At 37.4% G+C, this 23085-nt stretch carries 19 protein-coding genes and 1 pseudogene; 13 read left to right on the forward strand and 7 right to left on the reverse strand.

The genetic code is table 11. The features are described from left to right. Positions 1-479: 479 nt before the first annotated feature. Positions 480-1095 (forward strand): annotated as a pseudogene (locus tag MKX14_RS15545) (hypothetical protein). 630 nt (positions 1096-1725) lie between these two features. Continuing rightward, positions 1726-2133, forward strand: coding sequence for a hypothetical protein (locus MKX14_RS15550; RefSeq protein ID WP_240282927.1), 408 nt, complete (start codon positions 1726-1728; stop codon positions 2131-2133). Positions 2134-2220: 87 nt separating this feature from the next. Here MKX14_RS15550 and MKX14_RS15555 read toward each other — a convergent pair whose 3' ends face one another. Further along, the gene (locus MKX14_RS15555) at positions 2221-2610 is read right to left on the reverse strand and encodes a hypothetical protein (RefSeq protein ID WP_240282929.1); all 390 of its coding nucleotides are present in this window, start codon (positions 2608-2610) and stop codon (positions 2221-2223) included. Positions 2611-3182: 572 nt separating this feature from the next. Continuing rightward, positions 3183-3770: a recombinase family protein gene (locus MKX14_RS15560; protein ID WP_046813648.1), complete on the reverse strand. Its 588-nt coding sequence runs from the start codon at positions 3768-3770 to the stop codon at positions 3183-3185. Between the two features lie 765 nt (positions 3771-4535). Here MKX14_RS15560 and MKX14_RS15565 point away from each other — a divergent pair. Both MKX14_RS15565 and MKX14_RS15570 read left to right on the forward strand, forming a co-directional pair. Then, complete coding sequence (locus MKX14_RS15565; protein ID WP_240282930.1) at positions 4536-5120, forward strand: recombinase family protein; 585 nt, start codon at positions 4536-4538, stop codon at positions 5118-5120. Positions 5121-5325: 205 nt separating this feature from the next. Next, complete coding sequence (locus MKX14_RS15570) at positions 5326-5619, forward strand: hypothetical protein (protein WP_002120070.1); 294 nt, start codon at positions 5326-5328, stop codon at positions 5617-5619. Positions 5620-5739: 120 nt separating this feature from the next. Here the strand turns inward: MKX14_RS15570 and MKX14_RS15575 are convergent, their stop codons facing one another. The 3 genes from MKX14_RS15575 to nrdA form a co-directional block, all read right to left on the reverse strand. After that, a complete protein-coding gene (locus MKX14_RS15575) occupies positions 5740-7023 on the reverse strand; it encodes a ribonucleotide-diphosphate reductase subunit beta (RefSeq protein ID WP_005803276.1) in 1284 nt (427 codons plus the stop codon). A gap of 138 nt (positions 7024-7161) precedes the next feature. Next, complete coding sequence (locus MKX14_RS15580; RefSeq protein WP_002120013.1) at positions 7162-7296, reverse strand: hypothetical protein; 135 nt, start codon at positions 7294-7296, stop codon at positions 7162-7164. Positions 7297-7352: 56 nt separating this feature from the next. Further along, complete coding sequence (gene nrdA, locus MKX14_RS15585; protein ID WP_005071099.1) at positions 7353-10187, reverse strand: ribonucleoside-diphosphate reductase subunit alpha; 2835 nt, start codon at positions 10185-10187, stop codon at positions 7353-7355. Positions 10188-10540: 353 nt separating this feature from the next. Here nrdA and MKX14_RS18280 point away from each other — a divergent pair, with 353 nt between their 5' ends. Genes MKX14_RS18280 through bfmS form a run of 3 tightly spaced genes read left to right on the forward strand, consistent with a single transcriptional unit; the run spans position 10541 to position 13118 of the window. Beyond that, a complete protein-coding gene (locus MKX14_RS18280) occupies positions 10541-10723 on the forward strand; it encodes a hypothetical protein (protein ID WP_031945032.1) in 183 nt (60 codons plus the stop codon). Next, on the forward strand, positions 10720-11436 hold the full coding sequence (bfmR, locus tag MKX14_RS15595; RefSeq protein WP_000076440.1) for a response regulator transcription factor BfmR: 717 nt from the start codon (positions 10720-10722) through the stop codon (positions 11434-11436). The genes MKX14_RS18280 and bfmR overlap by 4 nt, the downstream gene beginning before the upstream one ends. Positions 11437-11468: 32 nt before the next feature. Next, on the forward strand, positions 11469-13118 hold the full coding sequence (gene bfmS / locus MKX14_RS15600; protein WP_213067366.1) for an ATP-binding protein: 1650 nt from the start codon (positions 11469-11471) through the stop codon (positions 13116-13118). A gap of 21 nt (positions 13119-13139) precedes the next feature. Here bfmS and MKX14_RS15605 read toward each other — a convergent pair whose 3' ends face one another. Together MKX14_RS15605 and MKX14_RS15610 are read right to left on the reverse strand one after the other, a co-directional pair. Further along, entirely contained in the window at positions 13140-13493 is a 354-nt protein-coding gene (locus MKX14_RS15605; RefSeq protein ID WP_002120022.1) for a hypothetical protein, read from the reverse strand. Between the two features lie 92 nt (positions 13494-13585). After that, entirely contained in the window at positions 13586-15004 is a 1419-nt protein-coding gene (locus MKX14_RS15610; RefSeq protein ID WP_046812192.1) for a sensor domain-containing diguanylate cyclase, read from the reverse strand. Positions 15005-15428: 424 nt separating this feature from the next. Between MKX14_RS15610 and ndhC the strand changes: the two genes are divergently transcribed. The 6 genes from ndhC to nuoG all read left to right on the forward strand — a co-directional run bounded on the left by ndhC (position 15429) and on the right by nuoG (position 23083). Next, positions 15429-15980 carry an NADH-quinone oxidoreductase subunit A gene (gene ndhC / locus MKX14_RS15615; protein ID WP_002120061.1) on the forward strand — a complete coding sequence of 184 codons (552 nt, stop codon included), beginning with the start codon at positions 15429-15431 and terminating at the stop codon, positions 15978-15980. A gap of 6 nt (positions 15981-15986) precedes the next feature. Beyond that, on the forward strand, positions 15987-16664 hold the full coding sequence (gene nuoB / locus MKX14_RS15620) for a NuoB/complex I 20 kDa subunit family protein (protein WP_002120034.1): 678 nt from the start codon (positions 15987-15989) through the stop codon (positions 16662-16664). Positions 16665-16748: 84 nt separating this feature from the next. Further along, on the forward strand, positions 16749-18536 hold the full coding sequence (gene nuoC / locus MKX14_RS15625; protein ID WP_002120052.1) for an NADH-quinone oxidoreductase subunit C/D: 1788 nt from the start codon (positions 16749-16751) through the stop codon (positions 18534-18536). Between the two features lie 13 nt (positions 18537-18549). After that, a complete protein-coding gene (gene nuoE / locus MKX14_RS15630) occupies positions 18550-19059 on the forward strand; it encodes an NADH-quinone oxidoreductase subunit NuoE (RefSeq protein ID WP_002120040.1) in 510 nt (169 codons plus the stop codon). After that, positions 19056-20387: an NADH-quinone oxidoreductase subunit NuoF gene (gene nuoF, locus MKX14_RS15635; protein WP_240282931.1), complete on the forward strand. Its 1332-nt coding sequence runs from the start codon at positions 19056-19058 to the stop codon at positions 20385-20387. The genes nuoE and nuoF overlap by 4 nt, the downstream gene beginning before the upstream one ends. Positions 20388-20398: 11 nt before the next feature. Continuing rightward, a complete protein-coding gene (gene nuoG, locus MKX14_RS15640; protein WP_240282932.1) occupies positions 20399-23083 on the forward strand; it encodes an NADH-quinone oxidoreductase subunit NuoG in 2685 nt (894 codons plus the stop codon). The last annotated feature ends 2 nt before the right edge of the window (positions 23084-23085 follow it).

A 23085-nucleotide genomic window follows, 5' to 3' on the forward strand; every position in this document is an offset into this window, starting at 1 on the left:
AATGTAATCTAGCTTGTTTTTTTTGATGAAAATAAATAGGTTGTATGGTTTCTAGTATTTAATTTTTATTGTTGTGTTAACTAATCTTGGTTATTAATTTAATTATCTAAAGTTTATCTAAATGAAAAAGGTTAATTATGAAAAAAATAATTTCTTTATTGATGTTGTTTGCTACTAATCATAGTTTTGCTGAAACAGTTAGTATTGATTTAACAAATGGAAACTTTATCGGAGATGATGCATATAAAGTTATTACTTCGACTCAAGCACAATGTACACAATTGGACAATTCTGGAATTGGAAGAACTGTATGGGTTGAGGTAAATTTAAATGGTTACTCATATAAGGAATGTATAAGATATTATTCTGCTGGATTACTCGAAAGCCAAACTAATAATAGAGCAATTGTGTACTTTTCTGGTGACGTAGGAGTTATAGGTGGTGCACCTGCATCATATACTAGCCTAAAACCACAAGATATGGTTAATAAAGCAGTTACTGCTTCTACAGAGTTATATAATTTCCCATATATATTTGTAGCTCGTCCAGGAATTTATGGATCATCTGGTGTACATAATGGTGCTAGAAAGCCATTAGAATCTTTATTAATGTCTGAAGCATTAAATAAAATTAAGCAAAGACATCAAATCCTTAATTATGTGTTAGTTGGCCATAGTGGTGGTGGACATATTGTATCTGCCTTATTATCAAAAAGGACTGATATATTATGCGCGGTTCCAAGTTCAGCACCTTCATCACCAAAAAAACAGGCAGAAGCATTAGGAAAGACCCCAGATCCAAGATTATTTGAAACTGTAGATGCGATAACTGCACTAACTCCTAAACATCCTGCGAATAGAGTATTTGTAGTAGGAGATTTAAATGACAGTATTGTACCTTGGGTTTCCCAACTGGTACTTCATGACAAGCTGATTCAATTATCTTGGGCCTCTAATATTATAAATTTACAAGCAATTGACGGATCTCATCATGATGTGGCCGAGAAAGCTAAAAAGATCGCAGGGATGTGTGCACGGGGGTTGCCAACCTTAAATATTCTTGACCAAGCATCAAGTTTATAAGCTTATTATATGATTTGCGTAAGACTAAAAATACTATCAGTTTTATCCAGTTTATCAAATAAGTTTTACGCAAATATTAAGAAATTAATTTAGATTAAATATATAAGTGGCTCTATAGAATTGATTGTTATTTAAATATAAATTTTATATAAAATAGAGGGGTTGTTTGGTGAATTTTACATGATTATAATAATAGTGCCGCTCTATTAATTTTAAGTATTTTAACTTTAAGCATTTAAAACATGTATTTAAAACATTTTTAATTTTTTTATTTTATAATTATTTGTAAAATAAGAATATTTTTTAAGTAAAAGTAAAGTGGTTCGAATTTATTTAATTTATAATTGATAGTTACTTGTTCTCGTGCAAATATGATCTTGAGGGTGTTAATTATATAAATATCCTCGTATTTCAGGTTTGAGTGATATTCACTAAGTCCACTATCTCTTGGGATGTGGACTCTTCTTAATTAATAAAGAATTTAAAATTAGATTAATTTTTTATTTAAAATTAAGAGAGTGGAGTTAAATTTCACTTAAGCATATTTTGGTAAGATATCTATTCTTAATAATCCTAATTTCATAATTTAAAATGGATTTTATAAAAATAGATTTTTAAATATTTAATATGAGGATTAAAGTTAGTGAAGAAATTAATTCTAACTCAAATCGTATTTTCCTTAACAATGATTTTAGCTGGGTGCGTAAATCAACCATATGGACATCAATCAGTTTATTCACCAGCTTCTCTTAATACCATCGCTAGTCACAAATTGTATTTGATAGCAGAAAAGACAGGCCATCCTAGCTTAGTTACGGGAGAAGTCACTGCAGATAAGGCTTCCCAATACGCAAGTAATCATAAGAAGACAGTTATTTGTGATAAACATCATTACTATGCTGCGAGTAATGCTAGTAGTGATGTGAAACAGACAAAGATTACTTTAGTAAGTGGAGAGGAGATTAATGTCTCTAAATCATGTTGGGTAGAAGATGCAAACCCACAAAATTCAATTTATGTTTCTAAATCATCTGTTAGTCATGGTTTTTGATAATTAAGTACATAGTGGAGATTAAGCATTAGTTGCTTACTCTCTCTGTAAGCTATTAAAATAGTTTAACAATTTTTCTTTAAAACATTAGCTATTTAAATTAAAATAATTGACTGAAGCAATAGCATGAAAATATTTTTTATAAATTTTTATATTAGAATCTAATAAATTATTTTTTTCAATTTCTATTAAATATATTTTGTTCTTATTCACATCTTTTCGATTTAAAATATAATCTATAGCAGAACCTATTTCATTACTTTTAAAATTATTGAATTGGTTTACATTCAATGTAACTAAAAATGAGAAGAAACCTATTTCTTTCATTTTTTTTGCATAAAAGGTGGCGTAATTTTTAGTACTTTTTTTTAATCCTGTATCAAAAATAAGAATTGCTGGAAAAGGGCCACTTCCATTGGGAATGTAAATTTCACCTGTGGCTAAGCCTACTGAGGAATTCCAAAAAATATCATTCATATTAAATATTTGTCATAGTTCAAGAAAAATAAATTTTCATAATAAATGCTTAAAAAAAGCATTTAATTATTCTATAAAGACTGAAATTCATAAAGTTTAAATAGTCAACTGTTAAGATAATCTTTGAAATTTGTAGACACTTTCAATATATTCTTGAAAGTTGTCTTATTTATATCAAAGAAAACAACTTTACTTTGTAACTAAGATATAATCAATAGTAAATACAAATAAATTATGCTTATTCTATAAATAAATGAAAATAAAGATAATTTAAAGATGCTGTATACTAAAATAATCCTAATTTTAGATAGACACTTAATAATAATAAGAGATATTTTAAGATAAAACTAACTTAATAAGTAGTTCTTTTAAGCTATCAATAATAGAAATTAAATTTTAAGCATAAAAATATATCTATATATATCAATATCTTATTAAGTAAGTTCCAATTTTAATGCTTTCTATGATTATGTTGTAAAGGAGTTAACCTTTATTAATATAATATAAGTCATCACTATTCCTTTTTATATTCTTCCATGTGTTTAGTAGATTTAAAATTTAAAATTTAACAATTACAATATGTTATTTTTTGAAGCATTGTTTAAAACTCTCTGAATTACTGTTCTTGTAACAGAGAATTCTTTAGCGAGAGAATATACGCTATAGCCCTTTTTGAACAATTCAATCACTCTATTTTTTTGTTCATTATTCAATATCTCTGGTCTACCAACTTTTCTTGCAGGTTTTAGATCCTTACATTTCTTATTATCAGTCTTAAATAATTTTTCAAATTCAGCGGATAGCTTTAAAAAATGTAAAAAGAAAATTTTTAAGTCACCATTAATTTCATTCTTAGAGTAATCCAAGCATATTAGTCGAATTTTTTTTTGCTCAATTTTATCAAATATACTTAAAATTTCTTCAAAACTATTACCTAAGCAATCCATACTTTTTATCACTAAAATATCACCTTCTTCTAATGAATAACTTATTAGGTTGAGAAATTTATCTCTATAAATAATAGATTTATCAACTGATACTTCTTCTACTACTAATCTATTCTTTTGAATTTTATAACCATACTCATTAAAAAAAGAGATGTATCGAGAAAATTCAAATTGCAAATTAGGCTCAATTCTAACATAGGCATATGTACGCATATTAAAAACACCAAAATTAAACAAAAACAAAACAAATATTAGCATCTTATTTTTTTAAAAAAAACATGAACTAAATCACATAATTGTACTATACAGTGTTTAAAACATATTAATTAAATGCATAGTTGGACTCTCACTACTTATTTGTTTTGATATCATATTTGTTATATTAGTTAATAATTTTATTGATTCTTTATTTTCTATTTTTTTCACATTTAATTACCTCATTGCTTATCTATTTCTGAATTTAATATAAATCTAATATTAAAATCTAGTTTTATTTTTACTAAATTAATTTAAATATCTAAGGTGCGGAAAAAGAATATGTTGTTAATTGTTTAGAAATTTTGTTTTTAAATTATTGATTTTAATAGTTTTTAATTAAATTTATTTTTCATCTTATGTTTAAAATTATTAATAATAGAATACATTTATTTTTTAAAATTTGTCTCATGATATATAAATTTCTCAAAAATTGTGTTTATTTATAATTTATCTATTATTTTTTATTAATTTTATTTTTTGAAATTTAAGTAGTAAAAAATCATACTTGTTAATAATTAACTATTTATATAATATTTTTAAATAATTTAATTTCGGTAGTTGGGGAAATTTTAAAACAGTAGAAATATAAAAATATTTACACTACTATAAAAGTAGGAGATTTATTATATAAAAAACAATAAGAGAAGATCTAAAAGTATATTTTCTTTAAATTTACTTTGATAGATATACTTCACATCACTCTAAGGAATGGGGGAAGAAATGCGTATCTATGCTTATATGCGGATAAATTCTAATAGTGAAGACATTGAAAAAGAAAAAGAGTCTTTTATTTCTTTGCTAGCTAGCTTTAACCATAAAGTTAATTCTAATAGAGTTATTTTTGAAATAGTATCAGTCGATAAATCTATTACGATACGAACTATTTTTTTAAATTTAGTTAATTATTCTTTAGAGGAAAACGATTTTTTAATTATTAAAGGTATTGATTGTTTGGGTAGTAATTTTACTGAAATATTATCTTCAATTAAGCTAATTGAAAAAAAGAAAGTTAAACTTATTATATTGGATTGTTTTAACTGCGAATTTAAAGATGATATTAAAAATAACTTTATTCACTTTATAGAAATTTGCATTAATTTTGAAAAACTTTTTTCATATGATCGTACTGCTCAGAAAAATCATAATTTATCTAGGAAAGGAGGGAGGCCCGAAAAATTAACGAATGATCAGAAGCTAGAAGTTATTAATAAATTCAAAAAAGGATTTAGTGTATATTCTTTAGCTAAAGATCTTGCTGTATCAAGGACGGTAATTCAGAGAATAATTGAAAAATATGAAAATTAGCTATATGAAAAATTAATCTATTATGTATTAAATTATGTTTTAAATTTATATTTAATAATTGTTAAATAAATATTTTAATTTAAGATTAAATTCATATTGATATTTTAATATTATTGTTGATATGGTGTTGTAGTTTTTCTAGATCTTAATGTAAAAAAGTTATATTCATGAACTTTGCTGTTTTATGATTTTGGTAGCTCTAAATATGGATATGAGTATTGATTTAATCAAATGGAAGTGTTCTATATGTGAAGGTTTTATAGTGGTTGATCATTCAAAAATACAAAAAGAAGATTTAGTACAATTTGTATTTAGACGCATAAATAAGAATGATTCTTTTTATTTTATTTATAAAGTTGGTTTAGTTATTGATCGAAAAGAAGAATTATTGATCATCAAATATAAGAATAGAACCTATAAGGTTTTCGAAAAAGATACTTATCCTGCAAGAGCGCCAACTCACCTTATCTATAATATGTTTTGGGTATGTACCTGTTAATTTTTATATTTTGATTTTAATATTTTTTATATGGAATAAATCTTTGATTTGCTAATTCTCTATATATTCAATAAAAAAGCCACTCGAGTAGAGTGGCTCTTTTGATTTGATAAGTTAGACTTACCAGCTTAACGCACCACCAGTTTGGTAGTCAGTTACGCGAGTTTCGAAGAAGTTCTTTTCTTTACGTAAGTCCATCATCTCAGACATCCACGCAAATGGATTCGTTACACCAGCAAATTGCTCTGGTAAACCTAACTGAGATAAACGGCGGTTACAGATGAATTTCAAATATTCTTCCATCATGCTTGCGTTCATACCCAATACACCGCGTGGCATCGTGTCACGTGCATATTCGATTTCAAGCATCGTACCTTCAACAATCATTTGAACCACTTCTTGTTGGAACTCAGCAGTCCAAAGATGAGGATTCTCAATCTTGATTTGGTTAATCATGTCGATACCAAAGTTCAAGTGCATAGATTCATCACGCAAGATGTATTGGAACTGCTCAGCAACACCGTTCATCTTATTACGACGACCCATACTCAAAATTTGAGTAAAGCCACAATAGAAGAAGATCCCTTCAAGAACACAGTAGAATGCGATCAAGTTACGAAGTAAGCGTTGGTCGTTTTCAGGTGTACCTGTGTGGAAATTAGGATCAGTTAAAGATTGAGTATATTTCAAGCCCCAAGCTGCTTTACGTGCAACAGATGGAACTTCACGGTACATGTTGAAGACTTCGCCTTCGTCCATACCTAAAGATTCGATACAGTATTGGTAAGCGTGAGTGTGAATCGCTTCTTCAAACGCTTGACGCAAGATGTATTGACGGCATTCAGGGTTAGTAATGTGACGGTAAATTGCCAATACTAAGTTGTTTGCAACCAAAGAGTCCGCAGTCGAGAAGAAACCTAAAGAACGCATAACAATAGTACGCTCATCTTCGGTCAAGCCATTTTCAGACTTCCAAAGCGCGATGTCATGGTTCATGTTAACTTCTTGAGGCATCCAGTGGTTCGCACACCCGTCAAGATATTTCTGCCAAGCCCATTCATATTTAAATGGTACAAGTTGGTTCAAGTCCGCACGACAGTTAATCATTGCTTTGTCGTCAACTTGAACACGTTGAGCACCCATTTCTAGCTCTTCAAGGCCAGGGGCAACGTCTAAATGTTCTAAGGCTTGAGCGGCTCTAGCCACTGTATCGGAGGCAACTGTTGGTCGCACGGAATGGGTTCCAGCGGATTGTGGAGCTGCCACGCTCGGCGATGATGGCTGCGCAGTAGATACATTCTGCGAATCTGACGCTTTTTCCGATTGGACGGGCGCAGACTTGTGTTCAGGTGTAGTCGGTTTTTGCGAATCATCTTCAAAATCGTCCCAACTAAGGATAGACATTTTTGTTCTCTCTTCGTTGTATATATCTATATTTGACATCTCTTAAACGAAGATGTCCCTACTATACGCTTTTAATGTGTAAACAAAATTAAGTTTTATTGATGCATGACCAAATTTTGGGCCTTTGGTCTCTACTCACTACAACTTATTTTGTTTACGCTGTTGCTTACGTATTGTGATAAATGCGTAAACCATCGGCATATAAAAGAAAATAAAGGCAAAGATTAAAACTCCAACACCAAGCATATAGTTATGGCTGAGATGAGAAAGCATAATCTTTACCTCTTTTAAGGTTGCTCTTTAGTGAAAAAGAGCAATCTTATTGAATGTTATTGGCAAGCTTCACAATCAGGGTTGTCGATTGAACAAGCCATTGGTACAGGAGCTGCTTGAGTGAAGCCTTCTTCCTCAACGGCTGCTTCTGGTTTCTTTGCTTCTACAACAGGGGCAGCAACAGCCGCTGCTTCAACAGTCGCAGGTTTAACTGCGTTTAAAGCACCTGTGTTAATTGTAGATTTTTCAGCAGAAGTTGCACCTAAAGCTCGAAGGTAATAGGTCGTCTTAAGACCACGTAACCATGCCATCTTGTAAGTGATGTCAAGTTTCTTACCGTTTGCACCAGAGATGTAAAGGTTAAGCGACTGAGCTTGATCAATCCATTTTTGACGGCGTGATGCAGCATCAACGATCCAACGTGTATCTACTTCAAATGCAGTAGCAAAGATTGCTTTTAATTCTTCAGGAATACGAGCAATTTTTTGTACTGAACCTTCAAAGTGTTTAAGGTCGTTAACCATTACTGTGTCCCAAAGACCACGTTCTTTTAATGCACGAACAAGGTATGGGTTAATAACAGTGAACTCACCAGACAAGTTAGATTTTACATATAAGTTTTGGAATGTTGGCTCAATAGACTGAGAAACACCACAAATATTAGAGATGGTTGCAGTTGGAGCAATCGCCATCACGTTTGAGTTACGCATACCGTCTTTTTGAACTTTGGCACGTAAAGTGTCCCAGTCTAAACGTTGAGTACGGTCAACTTCGAACATGCGCTCTGGACGAGATTTCGCAACAATTTCTAAAGAGTCGATTGGAAGGATGCCTTGATCCCACAATGAACCTTTGAATGTTGAGTAAGCACCACGTTCAACAGCCAAGTTGCTTGAAGTTTCAATCGCGTAGTAGCTAATTACTTCCATTGATTCATCTGCAAAATCAACAGCAGCGTCTGAACCGTAAGCAATACCCATTTCATATAGAGCATCTTGGAAGCCCATGATACCCATACCAACAGGACGGTGTTTCAAATTCGAGTTTTTCGCTTGTGGTACAGCGTAGTAGTTAATGTCGATCACGTTATCGAGCATACGTACTGCTGTTTTAATAGTGCGAGCTAACTTCTCACGGTCTAACACACCACCTTGAACGTGTTGTACAAGGTTGATCGAACCCAAGTTACATACTGCAATTTCGTCTTGATTTGTGTTCAAGGTAATTTCAGTACATAGGTTAGATGAGTGAACTACACCAACGTGTTGTTGTGGTGAACGTAAGTTACATACATCTTTGAACGTAATCCACGGGTGACCAGTTTCAAATAACATAGAAAGCATTTTGCGCCATAAATCTTTAGCACGTACTTTCTTGTGTAGCATGTTGGTTTCTTTCGCTACAGACTCGTAGTAGGCATAACGCTCAGCAAATTCAGCACCAGTTAAGTCGTGCAAGTCTGGAGTTTCAGAAGGGGTAAATAATGTCCATTCACCATCTTCAAATACACGTTGCATAAACAAGTCTGGAACCCAGTTCGCAGTGTTCATGTCGTGAGTACGGCGACGGTCATCACCAGTGTTTTTACGAAGTTCTAAAAACTCTTCGATGTCTAAGTGCCAAGTTTCTAAGTATGCACACACGGCACCTTTACGCTTACCACCTTGGTTTACTGCAACAGCTGTATCGTTCGCAACTTTCAAGAATGGAACAACACCCTGAGACTTACCGTTTGTACCTTTAATATAAGAGTTCAAGGCACGTACAGGTGTCCAGTCATTACCTAAACCACCAGCCCATTTAGAAAGCATCGCGTTGTCACGCATTGCGCCATAAATGTCATAAAGGTCATCGCCAATTGTTGTTAAGTAACAACTTGAAAGCTGTGGACGTAATGTACCTGAGTTAAACAGGGTAGGCGTAGAAGCCATGTAGTCGAAGCTAGACAATAAGTTATAGAACTCAATTGCACGCTCTTCTTTATCTTGCTCATTGAGTGCAAGACCCATTGACACACGCATGAAGAATAATTGTGGTAATTCGAAGCGAACGCCGTTTGAGTGAATGAAGTAACGGTCAAATAAAGTCTGTAAACCTAAATAGGTAAATTGATTCGAGCGTTCTGGCTGAATTGCTGCTGATAGTTTTTCTAAGTCGAAGTCAAGCAAGTCAGGTGAAAGCAAATCAAGCTCAACACCTTTTTTCAAGAATGCTTCAAGTGCATTGTTTTCTGGTGTGTCTGTTGATAAGCCTAAGAACGTTAAACCTGTGCTCACTAATTCGTTACAAAGCAAACGTGCAGTCACATAAGTGTAGTTTGGTTCTTGTTCAATACGGGTACGTGTTGCCATCATCATTGTAGTGGCAATATCACTTTCTTTTACGCCGTTATATAAGTTTTTAACGGTTTCATCCACAATGGCCTGAACGTCAATACCTTCCAAACCTTCAGCTGCCTTAGAAACAGTTGCTTGCAATGCACTTAAATCAAGTGGCTGAAGCTGACCGTTTGTGTCGGTAACTTGTAAAGTAGGGTGGTGGTTTGAGTTCGTTTGCTGACGAGCGCTAGCACGTTGTTCACGGTAAATCACATAAGCGCGGGCAACTTTTTGTTCCCCAGTACGCATTAAAGCAAGTTCTACTTGATCTTGAATTTCTTCAATATGGATCGTACCACCTGATGGTAAACGGCGAGTGAAAGTATTTAATACCATTTCCGTCAACTGGGTAATACGGTCATGAATACGGCTAGAATCCGAACTCTGTTGACCTTCCACAGCAAGAAAAGCTTTACCAATCGCAACTGAAATTTTCTCTGCATCAAATGCAGCAACATCTCCAGTGCGCTTAATCACCTGAATTTGACCGGGAGTCGAAGTAATTACGCTCATGCCAGCATAGCTCCATTGTCACTTTTGTTATGTTCATAGACCGTTTGAACCGAGCAAAAAACATGCCACGATATTTGAGGGATAAACACAAGACTTAGTAGTTAAAGTTTATTTTCAACACAAGATACGGGATTTTTCATAGCAGATCAATCTTGACTTTTTAGTAATTTTTTATCTGTATGATTTGATGGGAGATAGCATAGCAAAGCTGTTAAAAAACACTTATAGATAACTTTGTGGATAACTCAAAAAACAAACACTTAAATAAATTTAAACTAAACAGAGAAATAATTTGTTTAATATTCATACATTGGAAATATGAATAGAATATGAAATTTAATAACAATAAATAAATCTTAAAAACACGTGAAAATTCAAAGGTTAATAAAATGCAACAAAATACGATGGTCATGTATCAGTTTGGTGAACGCCTACTTGTTTACAATGTAAACGTGTGTATATTGCAAATGATAAACGAATGTATCTGCAAGATTTTTAAGATGCATGAAACGAGATTTATAGGGGCAATGATATGAGCCAAGAAGAAAAGTTACCAAAGATTCTGATCGTTGAAGATGACGAGCGCTTAGCGCGATTAACTCAAGAATATTTAATTCGCAACGGTTTGGAAGTTGGTGTAGAAACTGATGGTAACCGTGCAATTCGTCGTATTATTAGTGAACAACCAGATCTAGTAGTCTTGGATGTCATGTTGCCGGGTGCCGATGGCTTAACAGTTTGCCGTGAAGTTCGTCCACATTACCATCAACCGATTCTGATGTTGACTGCACGTACAGAAGACATGGATCAGGTACTTGGTTTGGAAATGGGCGCAGATGACTATGTTGCTAAACCAGTTCAACCACGTGTTCTTTTAGCACGTATCCGTGCATTATTACGTCGCACAGATAAAACTGTAGAAGATGAAGTTGCCCAACGTATCGAGTTCGATGACCTTGTAATTGATAATGGCGGTCGTTCTGTAACGCTAAACGGTGAACTTGTTGACTTCACTAGCGCAGAATATGACCTATTATGGTTGCTTGCATCAAATGCTGGTCGTATCTTGTCACGTGAAGATATCTTCGAACGTTTACGTGGTATCGAATACGATGGTCAGGACCGTTCAATCGACGTCCGTATTTCACGTATTCGTCCAAAAATTGGTGATGATCCTGAAAATCCAAAACGTATTAAAACAGTACGTAGTAAAGGTTACTTGTTCGTAAAAGAAACCAATGGGTTATAAGATCTGAATAAACTTCCTATAAGGTTGGTCGAGTGTTTAAACACAGTATATTCCTGCGAATATATGCGGGACTGGTAATTCTTGTTGTTTTGGTGGCTGTCTTTGGTTATTTGCTTGTACAAATTATCAATTATCAACGGGCACAAGAATACCGAGAATCTTTAACCGATGGTATTTCTTATGTCATTAGTGAGGGAGTCGCTCGACAACCAGGGAAGCAACAGAAAATAGACTGGGTTTCAGATGCGTCAGATTTATTGGAACTTCCAATTTACTATACTGATGCAAGTAAGGTTGAGTTATCTCGTACCGAGAAAAAACGAATCGAAGCTCAAAAATCTGTTGTCCGTTACGATGCCAGTAATAGTATTGCGTATATCATTATTGGCTTACGTGATGATCCTCAGCACTTTTTATCTATAAAAGTCGACAAAATTACTGAGCGCCAAATGAAGGCTCTCCCTATTTTTGTACTTGATTATCTAATGTTTTATCCGGGGCAAGAACAAGAATATCTTGCCAAGATTCAAAAACATTTCTCTTACCCAATTAATATCTACAATATTCAAGATATTAATCTGGACTCCGAACAAATTGGTCGTTTACGCCAAGACCAAAGCGTCATGTTGTACAAAGACAGTGCAACAGTACGCGGAACAACTATTTCAATCGTCTCTCCAATTCCGAATCAGCCTACACGGGTTCTCGTGCTTGGACCAGTTCCGATGTTTAACTGGATGCCTTTGCAGCTTTCAGCAGGGATTACTTTATTTAGCTTATTTTTGCTGAGTCTAGGTGTCTATGGGTTGATCTTGCCGCTAGAGCGTAAAATTCGCCAAGTACGTTATGCATTAAACCGCATGAAGTCTGGTGATTTGTCATTGCGTGTTCCTATTGAAGGAAGTGACGAAATGGCAAACTTGGCATCAAGTTATAACAACATGTCTGATCATATTCAGCGTTTAATCGAGGCTCAGCGTGAGTTAATGAGAGCGGTATCTCATGAGCTTAGAACACCTGTTGCCCGTATTCGTTTTGGTACAGAAATGTTGGCTGAAGAAGATGATTACAACCATCGTATGCATCAGGTCGATATGATTGATAAAGATATTGAAGCACTCAATACTTTAATTGATGAAATCATGACTTATGCAAAACTAGAGCAGGGTACGCCTTCACTTGATTTTGATGAAATTACTTTGTTTGAGGTGTTAGATCAGGTTGCGGTCGAAACCGAAGCTTTAAAAACGCAAAAAGAAATTGAACTGGTTGCTCCTCCACTTTATGTAAAAGTAGATGCAGAGCGTCGTTATTTACATCGTGTTGTTCAAAACTTAGTGGGTAACGCGGTTCGTTATTGCGATAATAAAGTTCGGATTACCGGTGGTATCCATAGTGATGGCATGGCCTTTGTTTGTGTTGAAGATGATGGTGCAGGTATTCCTGAACAAGACCGTAAAAGAGTATTTGAGGCTTTTGCCCGCCTAGACGATAGCCGTACGCGTGCGTCGGGCGGTTATGGTTTAGGGTTGTCTATCGTAAGCCGTATTGCCTATTGGTTTGGTGGTGAAATTAAAGTGGATGAAAGCCCAACCTTGGGTGGCGCCCGCTTTATCATGACATGGCCAGCAAAACGTTTTAAACAGCCTCCTTTAAAAGCCAATAAAAAAGCACCTTCATAAGGTGCTTTTTTATTGATCTATTTATAGTTGAGTTGCATCTGGTTCCAAAATAGGTTTTCCGCTTCTTAAGCTGGTTAACGCATCTGAATTAAAATCGATCAGTAACGAATTGTTTTTTGCATCAATCTGGTATTTTTGAATAAGAGGTTGATCTCCATTAAGTGTTTCTATTTTATATTCATCTGCAATATGCAAAATACCTTCTAGGTTTGTTGTCGTTGACGCAAAATCCTGTCTAAATATTTCATAGACATCCCGCAAGTCAAAAATTGCATTGTTGGCATCTGGATGTTTGTGAATATAGCTTTCTATATGTCGCACCAGTAATTGTGCAAACAAGTAGTAGTTTGGTTTATGCGTATATTCTAGAGTCATGCATTTTTCTCCTTATTATCTGTTATAAGCATACATGGCAAAACACAGGTTATTGTATAAAATTCATTACACTAGATGATGAAATGAAAAAATTATAAAGAGATAAACACTCGATTACGTCCTTGGCGTTTTGCTTGATATAAAGCGTCATCTGCCTCTTTAAATAAATTTTCAATAGCCCGATGAGAGGATGGGGAATATAAACTTATGCCAATACTCACCTGTATAAAAATTGGTAATTTCCCATAAATATAAATCGGTTGCTGACTAATTTTAATTCGTATTTGTTCAGCCAGTTCAAAAGCACTTTCCTTGGTGGTATCTGCAATAAAAATGGCAAACTCTTCACCACCAAAGCGACCTAATAAATCATGAGGATGCAAAATATTTTGTATGGTGGTGACACAAGTTTGTAGCGCACGGTCACCTATTTGATGGCCATAGTTATCATTAACTTGTTTAAAGTGATCGACATCAAGCATGAAAAAGGCTGAGGTCTTATTTTCTTTTTGTACTTTTTCTTGAAGTAATCTAACTGACTGTAAAAACTGGCGTCGAGTGAGGCTAGATGTCAGCTCGTCATGTGCAATTGCATGTTGAAGCTTCTGAATTAATTCTGAATGTAAAACGCTAATACTGGAAACTGTAAGAGGAGCGATGGTCATCATAATTAATCCAATGCGGATTGAAACCGTGTTACTGAAATAGTCATGTGGATAGAGTAAAAGATAATGCCCAGAAACATGATAAATAATGTAGGCGCTGGTGAAGCTTGTGATAAGTGCAACAACAATAGGTTTGTAGCGAATGGCACACCAGATTAGTGCAGCAATTGGGTAGAGTAGCGAACCAGGACCAGAGTCATAGTAACTGGCTGCAATAGAAATGAGCACAGCCCCAAAAGGTAAAAGGTCGGTTGGCTCTAGGCCACGATTTCTTGAAAAATAATGTTTTACCTGACTATATTGAGGTATGTTTAATATGATAGGTAAAAGAAGCAAGGCATTTTGTAATTCTGACGTGAACCAGTAGCCGAACTCATCCCATAAACCACCAAGCATAAATTTGGTATTAAACATAGGCACGAAAGTTGCTGCAAATAATCCAGCTACTATGCTGCCGACTCCGCATAAAGCAAATAAAAAAAGGTAAGAATAACCTCGGTACGCTGCTTTGATATGCTGATTAAAAAGCATGTAGAGCGCAAATGTAGTAACAACATAAAGAAAATTTGAAGTAGTTAGAACGAGTGTGAGTGCAAATGGTGTGCCCTGAAAGAGATCGGCAATGACATAGCCGCTATATGCACCTAAAAATGTGCTGATTCGACGTGTATTTGGAAAGCGGATCAGTAAACCAAGTAGAACTGAGTTGGCAGGCCAAAAGAATGCAAGAAAACTTAAAGGACGAGATGCGATACCGATGAAACAACATATTGCAATAATGAAGCTAAATAGGAGAAAAAACTTTAAAAAGGAGAGAAATGAAAATTCACGAAGTGAGTATGGCATCAGCTGCCCTTAATGATAAATACTCTTATCCAAGAGTAGTAAATATTATGCATGATTAAACATTCATCATAATTCAGAGGAGAAGCTGAATACAATAAAAAACAAACTAATATTATAAAAAAGTAAGTTATAAAAAGTTAATAAGCAGTTCAACTGTGTAAATATTCTAAAATTAAAAAATGAAAAAAATCATCATAATTAAAGAAACTATTAATTAAACCGATTATGTGCGGTGAAACCCCCCTTACAACACATAGATGAATAGTTTTGTATAGAAAATCATCCGAAAGACTAAGACGCTTCAACTAGCATGGGAAATTAGAAATCAGGTACAATTGGCGGGATTAATTTTGTGTTTGGTGTATTTGAAGGCCAATACATACATTCTTTGTTAAATAATAGGCCTGCCAGGAGTTATCCCCGCATGAGTGCCATTACTCCATACGACTGGGCGATTATCGCCTTCGTGATCGGCGTTACATTTCTTTGCGTCTTTATGCTCACAGTTCCCTTACTCCTCGGGGGAAAATCGTGGGGACGTGCTAAGCAAGAGCAGTTTGAATCAGGTGTCGTGAGTGCTGGTGGCGCTCGCATTCGCCTGTCTGCAAAGTTCTATTTAGTTGCAATTTTCTTTGTTGTCTTCGATTTAGAGGCGCTTTACCTCTATGCATGGTCTACTTCTGTGCGTGAAGTAGGGTGGTTGGGATATACCACTGTAGTGATCTTTGTCGTTGATTTATTGATTGCGCTTGTTTATGCCTTCTCTGTAGGTGCTTTAAGTTGGTCACCAGCAGATCGCCGTAAATCAGCAGGTGAGGCGGTTAAAATCGGTTCACCAACAATGAACATTGCTGAAATTACACGCTTTAATTCTATTGAAGAGCTCGTAACTGACCCTACAGGCCAGATTCCAGCTCAATCATCAGGTCGTGTTAAGTCAAAAACTACACCTGCATTGTCATCTGAAAAGGAGTAAGTCGGGATGAAATATACTCTGACCCGCGCGAATCCGGATGCTGATCAATACCCATTGCAAGAACGTCAAATTGTGACGGATCCGCTTGAAGAGGAAGTGAATAAAAACGTATTCATGACTCGTTTAGAGGATGTCTTGCATACAGCAGTAAACTGGGGACGTAAAAACTCTTTGTGGCCATTTAACTTTGGTACCTCATGTTGTTACGTCGAATATGCAACGACCTTAACCGGTGTGCATGACTTGTCACGTTTCGGTGCAGAGGTTATCCGTGCTTCACCTCGTCAGGCTGACTTGATGATTGTTGCAGGTACCTGCTTCGTAAAAATGGCACCAGTTATTCAGCGTCTGTATGAACAGATGTTAGAGCCTAAATGGGTCATTTCGATGGGTGCTTGTGCAAACTCTGGAGGTATGTACGACATCTATTCAGTAGTACAAGGTGTAGACAAAATTATTCCTGTTGACGTGTACGTCCCAGGTTGTCCGCCTCGTCCTGAAGCATTAATTCAAGCTTTAATGCTTTTACAAGACCAGATTCAATTAGAGCGACGCCCGCTTTCTGCCGTGATCGGTGATGATCTTCAGCCAGTATATAAGCCAAAGATGATGCCAGAACGTGACCGTAAGAATGCAGAGCGTATTGCCGTTAAAAACTTACGCTCTATGGATGAGATTAAATAATTTTTTGACGGTGTTTTGACATATCTAACTGATATGTTCATCGAGAAAATTGACAGAATTTGTATTAAATAGGAAGCCAAGCCAATGGCTGAAACTGACATTGCTATGCCAGAGTCAACAGCAGTTGATTCACGCCCAGCATTTGCAATCGTAGAAGAGCTCAAAACCAAATTTGGTGAGAACTTTTACGTGCAGGCGACTTTTGAAGAGTTTCCAACAGTCTGGGTCGAGCGCGCACGCGTGCAAGAAGTCCTTATGTTCCTGCGTAAAGTGGAACGTCCGTATGTAATGCTGTTTGACTTATCTGCGATGGATGAGCGTTTACGTGTTCATCGTGATGGTTTACCAGCATCTGACTTCACTGTGTTCTATCATTTATTATCGCTTGAGCGTAATAGTGACATTCGTATCAAGGTTGCCTTGAACGAAAATGATCTAAACATTCCGACAGCGACAAATATCTGGCCAAATGCCAACTGGTATGAACGTGAAGCTTACGATATGTTCGGTATCAATTTCGAAGGGCATCCAATGCTCCGTCGTATTTTGTTGCCAACCTATTGGGAAGGTCATCCGCTTCGTAAAGAATATTCAGCACGTGCGACAGAATATACGCCGTACATGCAAGACAAAGCGAAACAAGACTTTGAACAAGAGCACTTACGTTTTGTACCTGAAGACTGGGGTCTTAAGCGTGGTAACGCTGATGAAGACTTCATGTTCTTGAACTTGGGTCCTAACCATCCATCTGCACATGGTGCGTTCCGTGTTGTATTGCAGTTAGATGGCGAAGAAGTGAAGGACTGTGTACCTGATATCGGTTATCACCACCGTGGTGTGGAAAAGATGGCTGAACGTCAAACATGGCATTCTTTCATTCCTTATACTGACCGTGTTGACTACTTGGGTGGTTGTGCTCAAAACATGCCGTATGTGATGGCTGTAGAGCAAATGGCAGGTATTAAAGTTCCTGAGCGTGCGCAAGTGATTCGTGTCATGTTGAACGAGTTGTTCCGTATCAATAACCACTTGTTATTCTGTGGTACGGCAATTCAGGATGCCGGTGGTATGACACCAGTATTCTATATGTTCGCAGACCGTCAAAAAGTTTACGACATTGTCGAAGCAATCACGGGTTACCGTATGCATCCAGCATGGTTCCGTATTGGTGGTACAGCACACGATCTTCCAAACAACTGGCAAAAGCTTGTTAAAGAGTTGCTAGAGTGGATGCCTAAACGCTTAAACGAATACTACACAGCTGCATTGAAAAACTCTGTGTTTATTGGTCGTACGCGTAATGTTGCACAATACGATGCCAAATCTGCACTCGCATGGGGTGTAACTGGTACTGGTTTACGTGCAACAGGTATCGATTTTGACGTTCGTAAATATCGTCCATACAGCGGCTATGAAAACTTCGATTTTGATGTGCCGGTTGAGTATGAAGGCGATGCATACGCACGTGTGCTTGTTCACTTCCGTGAAATTACCGAGTCGCTAAAAATTATTCAACAGTGCTTGGATAACATGCCTTCTGGTCCATATAAAGCGGATCATCCATTGGCTGTTCCACCACCGAAAGATAAGACATTACAAGATATTGAAACCTTGATTACGCACTTCTTGAGCGTTTCATGGGGTCCTGTCATGCCAGCGGGCGAGTCATCATTTATGACTGAAGTGGTTAAAGGTGCAAGTACTTACTACTTGACTTCAGATAAAGCGACCATGAGTTATCGTACTCGTATTCGTACACCGACGTTTACTCACTTACAGCAAATGCCTTCAGTGATTAACGGAAGTTTAGTATCTGACTTAATCATTTATCTGGCGACCATTGACGTGGTTATGGCTGACGTGGATCGCTAAGAGGTAACACATAATGATGATTTTGACTGATAAAAAACCACGTGTGAATGTCGAAGGGATTTTGACTGCGGAAGAAATTCACGAAATCGAACATCACATTGGTCACTATCCATACCCTCGTGCAGCCTCTTTGGATGCATTGAAGTGTGTACAGCGCCGTAATGGTTGGGTAGATGACGCTCAGATGAATGCCATCGCACAGTTGTTGTCGATGAGTGTTGCTGATTTGGAAGGTGTTGCAACATTTTACAACCGTATCTATCGCCATCCGGTAGGTCGTCACGTGATTTTGCTTTGTGACTCAATTGCTTGCTTCTTGATGGGTGCAGAAACACTTGCTGAAGCATTCCAGCGCGAATTAGGAATTCAGTATGGTCAAACGACACCAGATGGTCGTTTTACGCTGCTTCCGATTTGCTGCTTAGGCAACTGCGATAAAGGCCCAACTTTAATGATTGATGAAGATACTCACGGTTTAGTCGAAGTGACATCAATTAAACAGTTATTGGAGAAGTATGTATGAATACTGAACCAAAACCAATTTATGGCGACGGTAATCCGGAAACTCATCCGCTCACTTGGCGTTTAAGCAAACAAGAAGCGGTACGTAATGCTGATGATTACGAAGCACTTGAAGGCTATGCTGGCTTTAAAAAAGCTTTAGGCATGAAACCTGCTGAAGTATTAGACGTCATTAAAGCTGCAACTGTAAAAGGTCGTGGTGGTGCGGGTTTCCCTGCGGGTATTAAATGGTCATTGATGGCACCAAATGATGGTGGTCCACGTTACTTGATCTGTAATGCTGACGAAATGGAACCGGGTACCTTTAAAGACCGTTTGTTGATGGAAAAACTTCCACATCAATTGATCGAAGGGATGTTAATTGCGGGTTATACCTTAGAAGCAACTCAAGGTTATATCTTTATCCGTGGTGAATACATCGAGGCTGCTCAATACCTAAATGAAGCGTTAGAACAGATTCGTGCTAAAGGTTATTTAGGCGAAAACATCTTAGGTTCTGGCTGGAATTTTGATCTGCATGTACATACGGGTGCAGGGCGTTATATCTGTGGTGAAGAAACTGCATTGATTAACTCGCTTGAAGGTCGTCGTGCTAACCCACGTACTAAGCCACCGTTCCCGCAAGTTGCAGGAGCATGGGGCCGTCCGACGATTGTGAACAACGTTGAAACTTATAATAACTTGCCAGCAATCATGCTTCGTGGACCAGAGTGGTATATCGGCTTGTCAGCGGGTAAATCAAAAGATCCAGGCACTAAAATTTATGGTGCATCGGGTAAAGTTAAATTCCCGGGTCTTTGGGAATTGCCATTTGGTACAACTGCACGTGAAGTAATTGAAGATCATGCCGGTGGTATGCGTGAGGGCTTAAAGCTCAAAGCATGGTTACCGGGCGGTGCTTCAACTGACTTTTTACCAGCAGATACCATTGATTTACCAATGGATGCAGACACGATTATGAAAGCAGGTTCTCGTTTGGGAACATGTTTGTTAATGGTGGTAGATGAAACCCAATGCATGGTATCGCTCACTCGTAACTTAGAAGAGTTCTTTGCGCGTGAATCATGTGGTTTCTGTACACCATGTCGTGATGGTTTGCCATGGGCTGTTAAAGCGCTTAAAGCACTTGAAGCAGGCGAAGGTAAGAAAGAAGATATCGACCATTTACAAGAACTAACTCGTAAATTATGGATTGGTAAAACTTTCTGTGCCCACGCACCAGGTGCGATGGAGCCGCTTATGGGCGCACTCAAACATTTCCGTGGTGAGTTTGAAGCGAAAGTGACGAATCGTCCTGTCGTGCAAACCAGCAACGTAGAACAAGCTTAAGGAATTCGACTATGGCTACAATTCATGTCGATGGAAAATCGTATGAAGTCAACGGCTCGGAAAACTTGCTACAAGCATGTTTGAGTCTGGGCATCGACATCCCATATTTTTGTTGGCATCCATCCTTAGGTTCGGTTGGTTCTTGCCGTCAATGTGCTGTTACGCAATATGCGAATCCAGAAGATACGCGTGGTCGTTTAGTCATGTCTTGCATGACACCAGCATCTGACAATACCTATATCTCAATTGAAGACAAAGAAGCAACGGATTTCCGTGCATCTATTGTTGAATTTTTGATGACGAATCACCCACACGACTGTCCAGTTTGTGAAGAGGGTGGTCACTGTCATTTACAAGATATGACTGTAATGACGGGTCATGACCGTCGTCGCTACCGTTTTACAAAACGTACGCATTACAACCAAGAACTCGGCTCATTCATTGCGCATGAAATGAACCGCTGTATTGCTTGTTACCGTTGTGTTCGTTACTACAAAGACTATGCGGGCGGTACAGACTTTGGCGTATATGCCAATGCATCTCGTGTTTACTTCGGTCGTCCGGAATCAGGTACTTTAGAGTCTGAATTCTCTGGTAACTTGACTGAAGTATGTCCAACAGGTGTATTTACTGATAAGACTCATTCAGAGCGTTATAACCGTAAGTGGGACATGCAGTATGCACCAAGCGTGTGTCAAGGCTGTTCTTCTGGTTGTAACATTTCTCCGGGTGAACGTTATGGTGAAATCCGTCGTGTAGAAAACCGTTTTAATGGTTCGGTTAACCAATACTTCCTTTGTGACAAAGGTCGTTTTGGCACAGGTTATGTAAACCGTGCAGACCGTCCACGTCAGCCTCAGTTCCGTAATGGTGAAACTGTTGCAACTGTTTCTGTCGACCAAGCTCTAGATCAAGCGATTGCTAAGCTTCAAGGCAAAAAAGTTTTGGGTATTGGTTCTCCTCGCGCAAGCTTGGAATCGAACTATGCATTACGTGAGCTTGTAGGTCAGGCAAATTATTCAACTGGTATTGCACAAAAAGAGCAAAAGCTTGTTGAACTTGCTGCATCTATCATGCAAACCGAGGGTATTTACAACCCGAATATGCGTGAAATTGAAAGCTATGATGCTGTTCTGATCTTAGGTGAAGACCTAACTCAAACTGCACCTCGTATGGCATTGTCTGTTCGCCAAGCTGCGAAAAACAAAGCACGTGAAATGGCTGCAAAAACACGTACACCAGATTGGTTAGCTGAGCCTGTACAACGTATTGGCCAAGAAGCAAAATCTCCGGTTTACATTTTAGCTGCAACTCAAACTCGTCTTGCTGACGTTGCAACTGGTGAAGTGGTTGCTTCTCCAAATGACATCGCACGTTTAGGCTTTGCAGTTGCTGCGGCAGTGAATGGTGAAGTTGTAAGTGGTTTAGATGAAGATGCAAAAGCATTTGCTCAAACCATTGCTGACACTCTAAAAGCAGCAAACAAACCATTAATTATTGCGGGTACAAGCTTGCAAGATGCTTCTATTATGGAAGCTGCAGCACAGTTGACTCAGAACTTAGGTTCTAAAGCTGGTTTAAGTCTTGTAGTTCCTGAAGTGAACTCTATGGGCTTGGCATTGTTCGGTGGTTTAAGCCTTGAACAAGCATTTGCTCAAGACTACGACACACTTGTTATTGTTGAAAATGACTTGTTCCGTCGCTTACCAGCTGCACAAGTACAAGCTGCATTAGATAAAGCTGAAACAGTAATTGTGCTTGATCACAGTGAAACTGAAACTGTGAAACAGGCTGATATCGTTCTTTCAGCAGCAAGCTTTGCAGAGGGTGATGGTACTGTTGTAAGCCAAGAAGGCCGTGCACAGCGTTTCTATCAAGTTTACGATCCAAGCTATTACAAACCTGAATACGCAATTAAAGAATCATGGCGTTGGTTACATGCTATTGAAACTGGCATTAAAGGCAAGGCTGTAGATTGGACATTGCTTGACGATGTAATTGAAAGCATCGTGAAAAATGTACCAGTACTTGAAGCTATCCAAGATGTTGCGCCTGATGCAGGTTACCGTATACATGGCTTGAAAATCGCGCGTGAACCACGTCGTTATTCAGGTCGTACAGCAATGCGTGCGCCGTTATCTGTTCATGAGCCTAAACAGCCTACTGATCCAGATTCAGCATTAACATTCTCAATGGAAGGTTATGTTGGTCCGCAAAAAGCATCATCATTAGTACCATTTGCATGGGCTCCGGGTTGGAACTCTCCACAATCTTGGAATAAATACCAAGATGAAGTCGGTGGTCACTTAAAAGGTGGTGATTCTGGTGTTCGTTTATTCGATCGCTTGGCAAAACGTCCTGCACGTAGCTACGTTGCTCCAGTGCCGGTTGTTGCAAACCCTGAAAGTTTCCGCTTAGTTCCAATGCACCATATTTTTGGTTCTGGTGAATTCACGATTAAAACACCTGCAATGGAAACTCGTATTCCAGAAGCTGTGTTTGCAGTGGGCGAACAAGATGCAACTCGTTTGAACCTTCAAGAAGGTCAACGCATTACGGTAAAAGCAGGCGAAACTACTGTGAGCTTGCCGGTACAAGTAATTGAATATTTACCTACAGGTTATATTGGTTACCCAGTTGGTTTAGCACCAATGGTGTCACTAGCTGAGCCTGTTTCAGTGGCTTTAGGAGTGTAATT

It is taken from the genome of Acinetobacter pittii, assembly GCF_022449185.1.
Taxonomy (GTDB): Bacteria; Pseudomonadota; Gammaproteobacteria; order Pseudomonadales; family Moraxellaceae; genus Acinetobacter; species Acinetobacter pittii_I.

Coding starts and splice junctions, on each gene's coding strand:
- MKX14_RS15555 (WP_240282929.1), bottom strand. CDS start 2,610: ATGAATGATATTTTTTGGAATTCCTCAGTAGGCTTAGCCACAGGTGAA.
- MKX14_RS15560 (WP_046813648.1), bottom strand. CDS start 3,770: ATGCGTACATATGCCTATGTTAGAATTGAGCCTAATTTGCAATTTGAA.
- MKX14_RS15565 (WP_240282930.1), top strand. CDS start 4,536: ATGCGTATCTATGCTTATATGCGGATAAATTCTAATAGTGAAGACATT.
- MKX14_RS15570 (WP_002120070.1), top strand. CDS start 5,326: ATGGATATGAGTATTGATTTAATCAAATGGAAGTGTTCTATATGTGAA.
- MKX14_RS15575 (WP_005803276.1), bottom strand. CDS start 7,023: ATGTCTATCCTTAGTTGGGACGATTTTGAAGATGATTCGCAAAAACCG.
- MKX14_RS15580 (WP_002120013.1), bottom strand. CDS start 7,296: ATGCTTTCTCATCTCAGCCATAACTATATGCTTGGTGTTGGAGTTTTA.
- nrdA (WP_005071099.1), bottom strand. CDS start 10,187: ATGAGCGTAATTACTTCGACTCCCGGTCAAATTCAGGTGATTAAGCGC.
- bfmR (WP_000076440.1), top strand. CDS start 10,720: ATGAGCCAAGAAGAAAAGTTACCAAAGATTCTGATCGTTGAAGATGAC.
- MKX14_RS15605 (WP_002120022.1), bottom strand. CDS start 13,493: ATGACTCTAGAATATACGCATAAACCAAACTACTACTTGTTTGCACAA.
- MKX14_RS15610 (WP_046812192.1), bottom strand. CDS start 15,004: ATGCCATACTCACTTCGTGAATTTTCATTTCTCTCCTTTTTAAAGTTT.
- ndhC (WP_002120061.1), top strand. CDS start 15,429: ATGAGTGCCATTACTCCATACGACTGGGCGATTATCGCCTTCGTGATC.
- nuoB (WP_002120034.1), top strand. CDS start 15,987: ATGAAATATACTCTGACCCGCGCGAATCCGGATGCTGATCAATACCCA.
- nuoC (WP_002120052.1), top strand. CDS start 16,749: ATGGCTGAAACTGACATTGCTATGCCAGAGTCAACAGCAGTTGATTCA.
- nuoE (WP_002120040.1), top strand. CDS start 18,550: ATGATGATTTTGACTGATAAAAAACCACGTGTGAATGTCGAAGGGATT.
- nuoF (WP_240282931.1), top strand. CDS start 19,056: ATGAATACTGAACCAAAACCAATTTATGGCGACGGTAATCCGGAAACT.
- nuoG (WP_240282932.1), top strand. CDS start 20,399: ATGGCTACAATTCATGTCGATGGAAAATCGTATGAAGTCAACGGCTCG.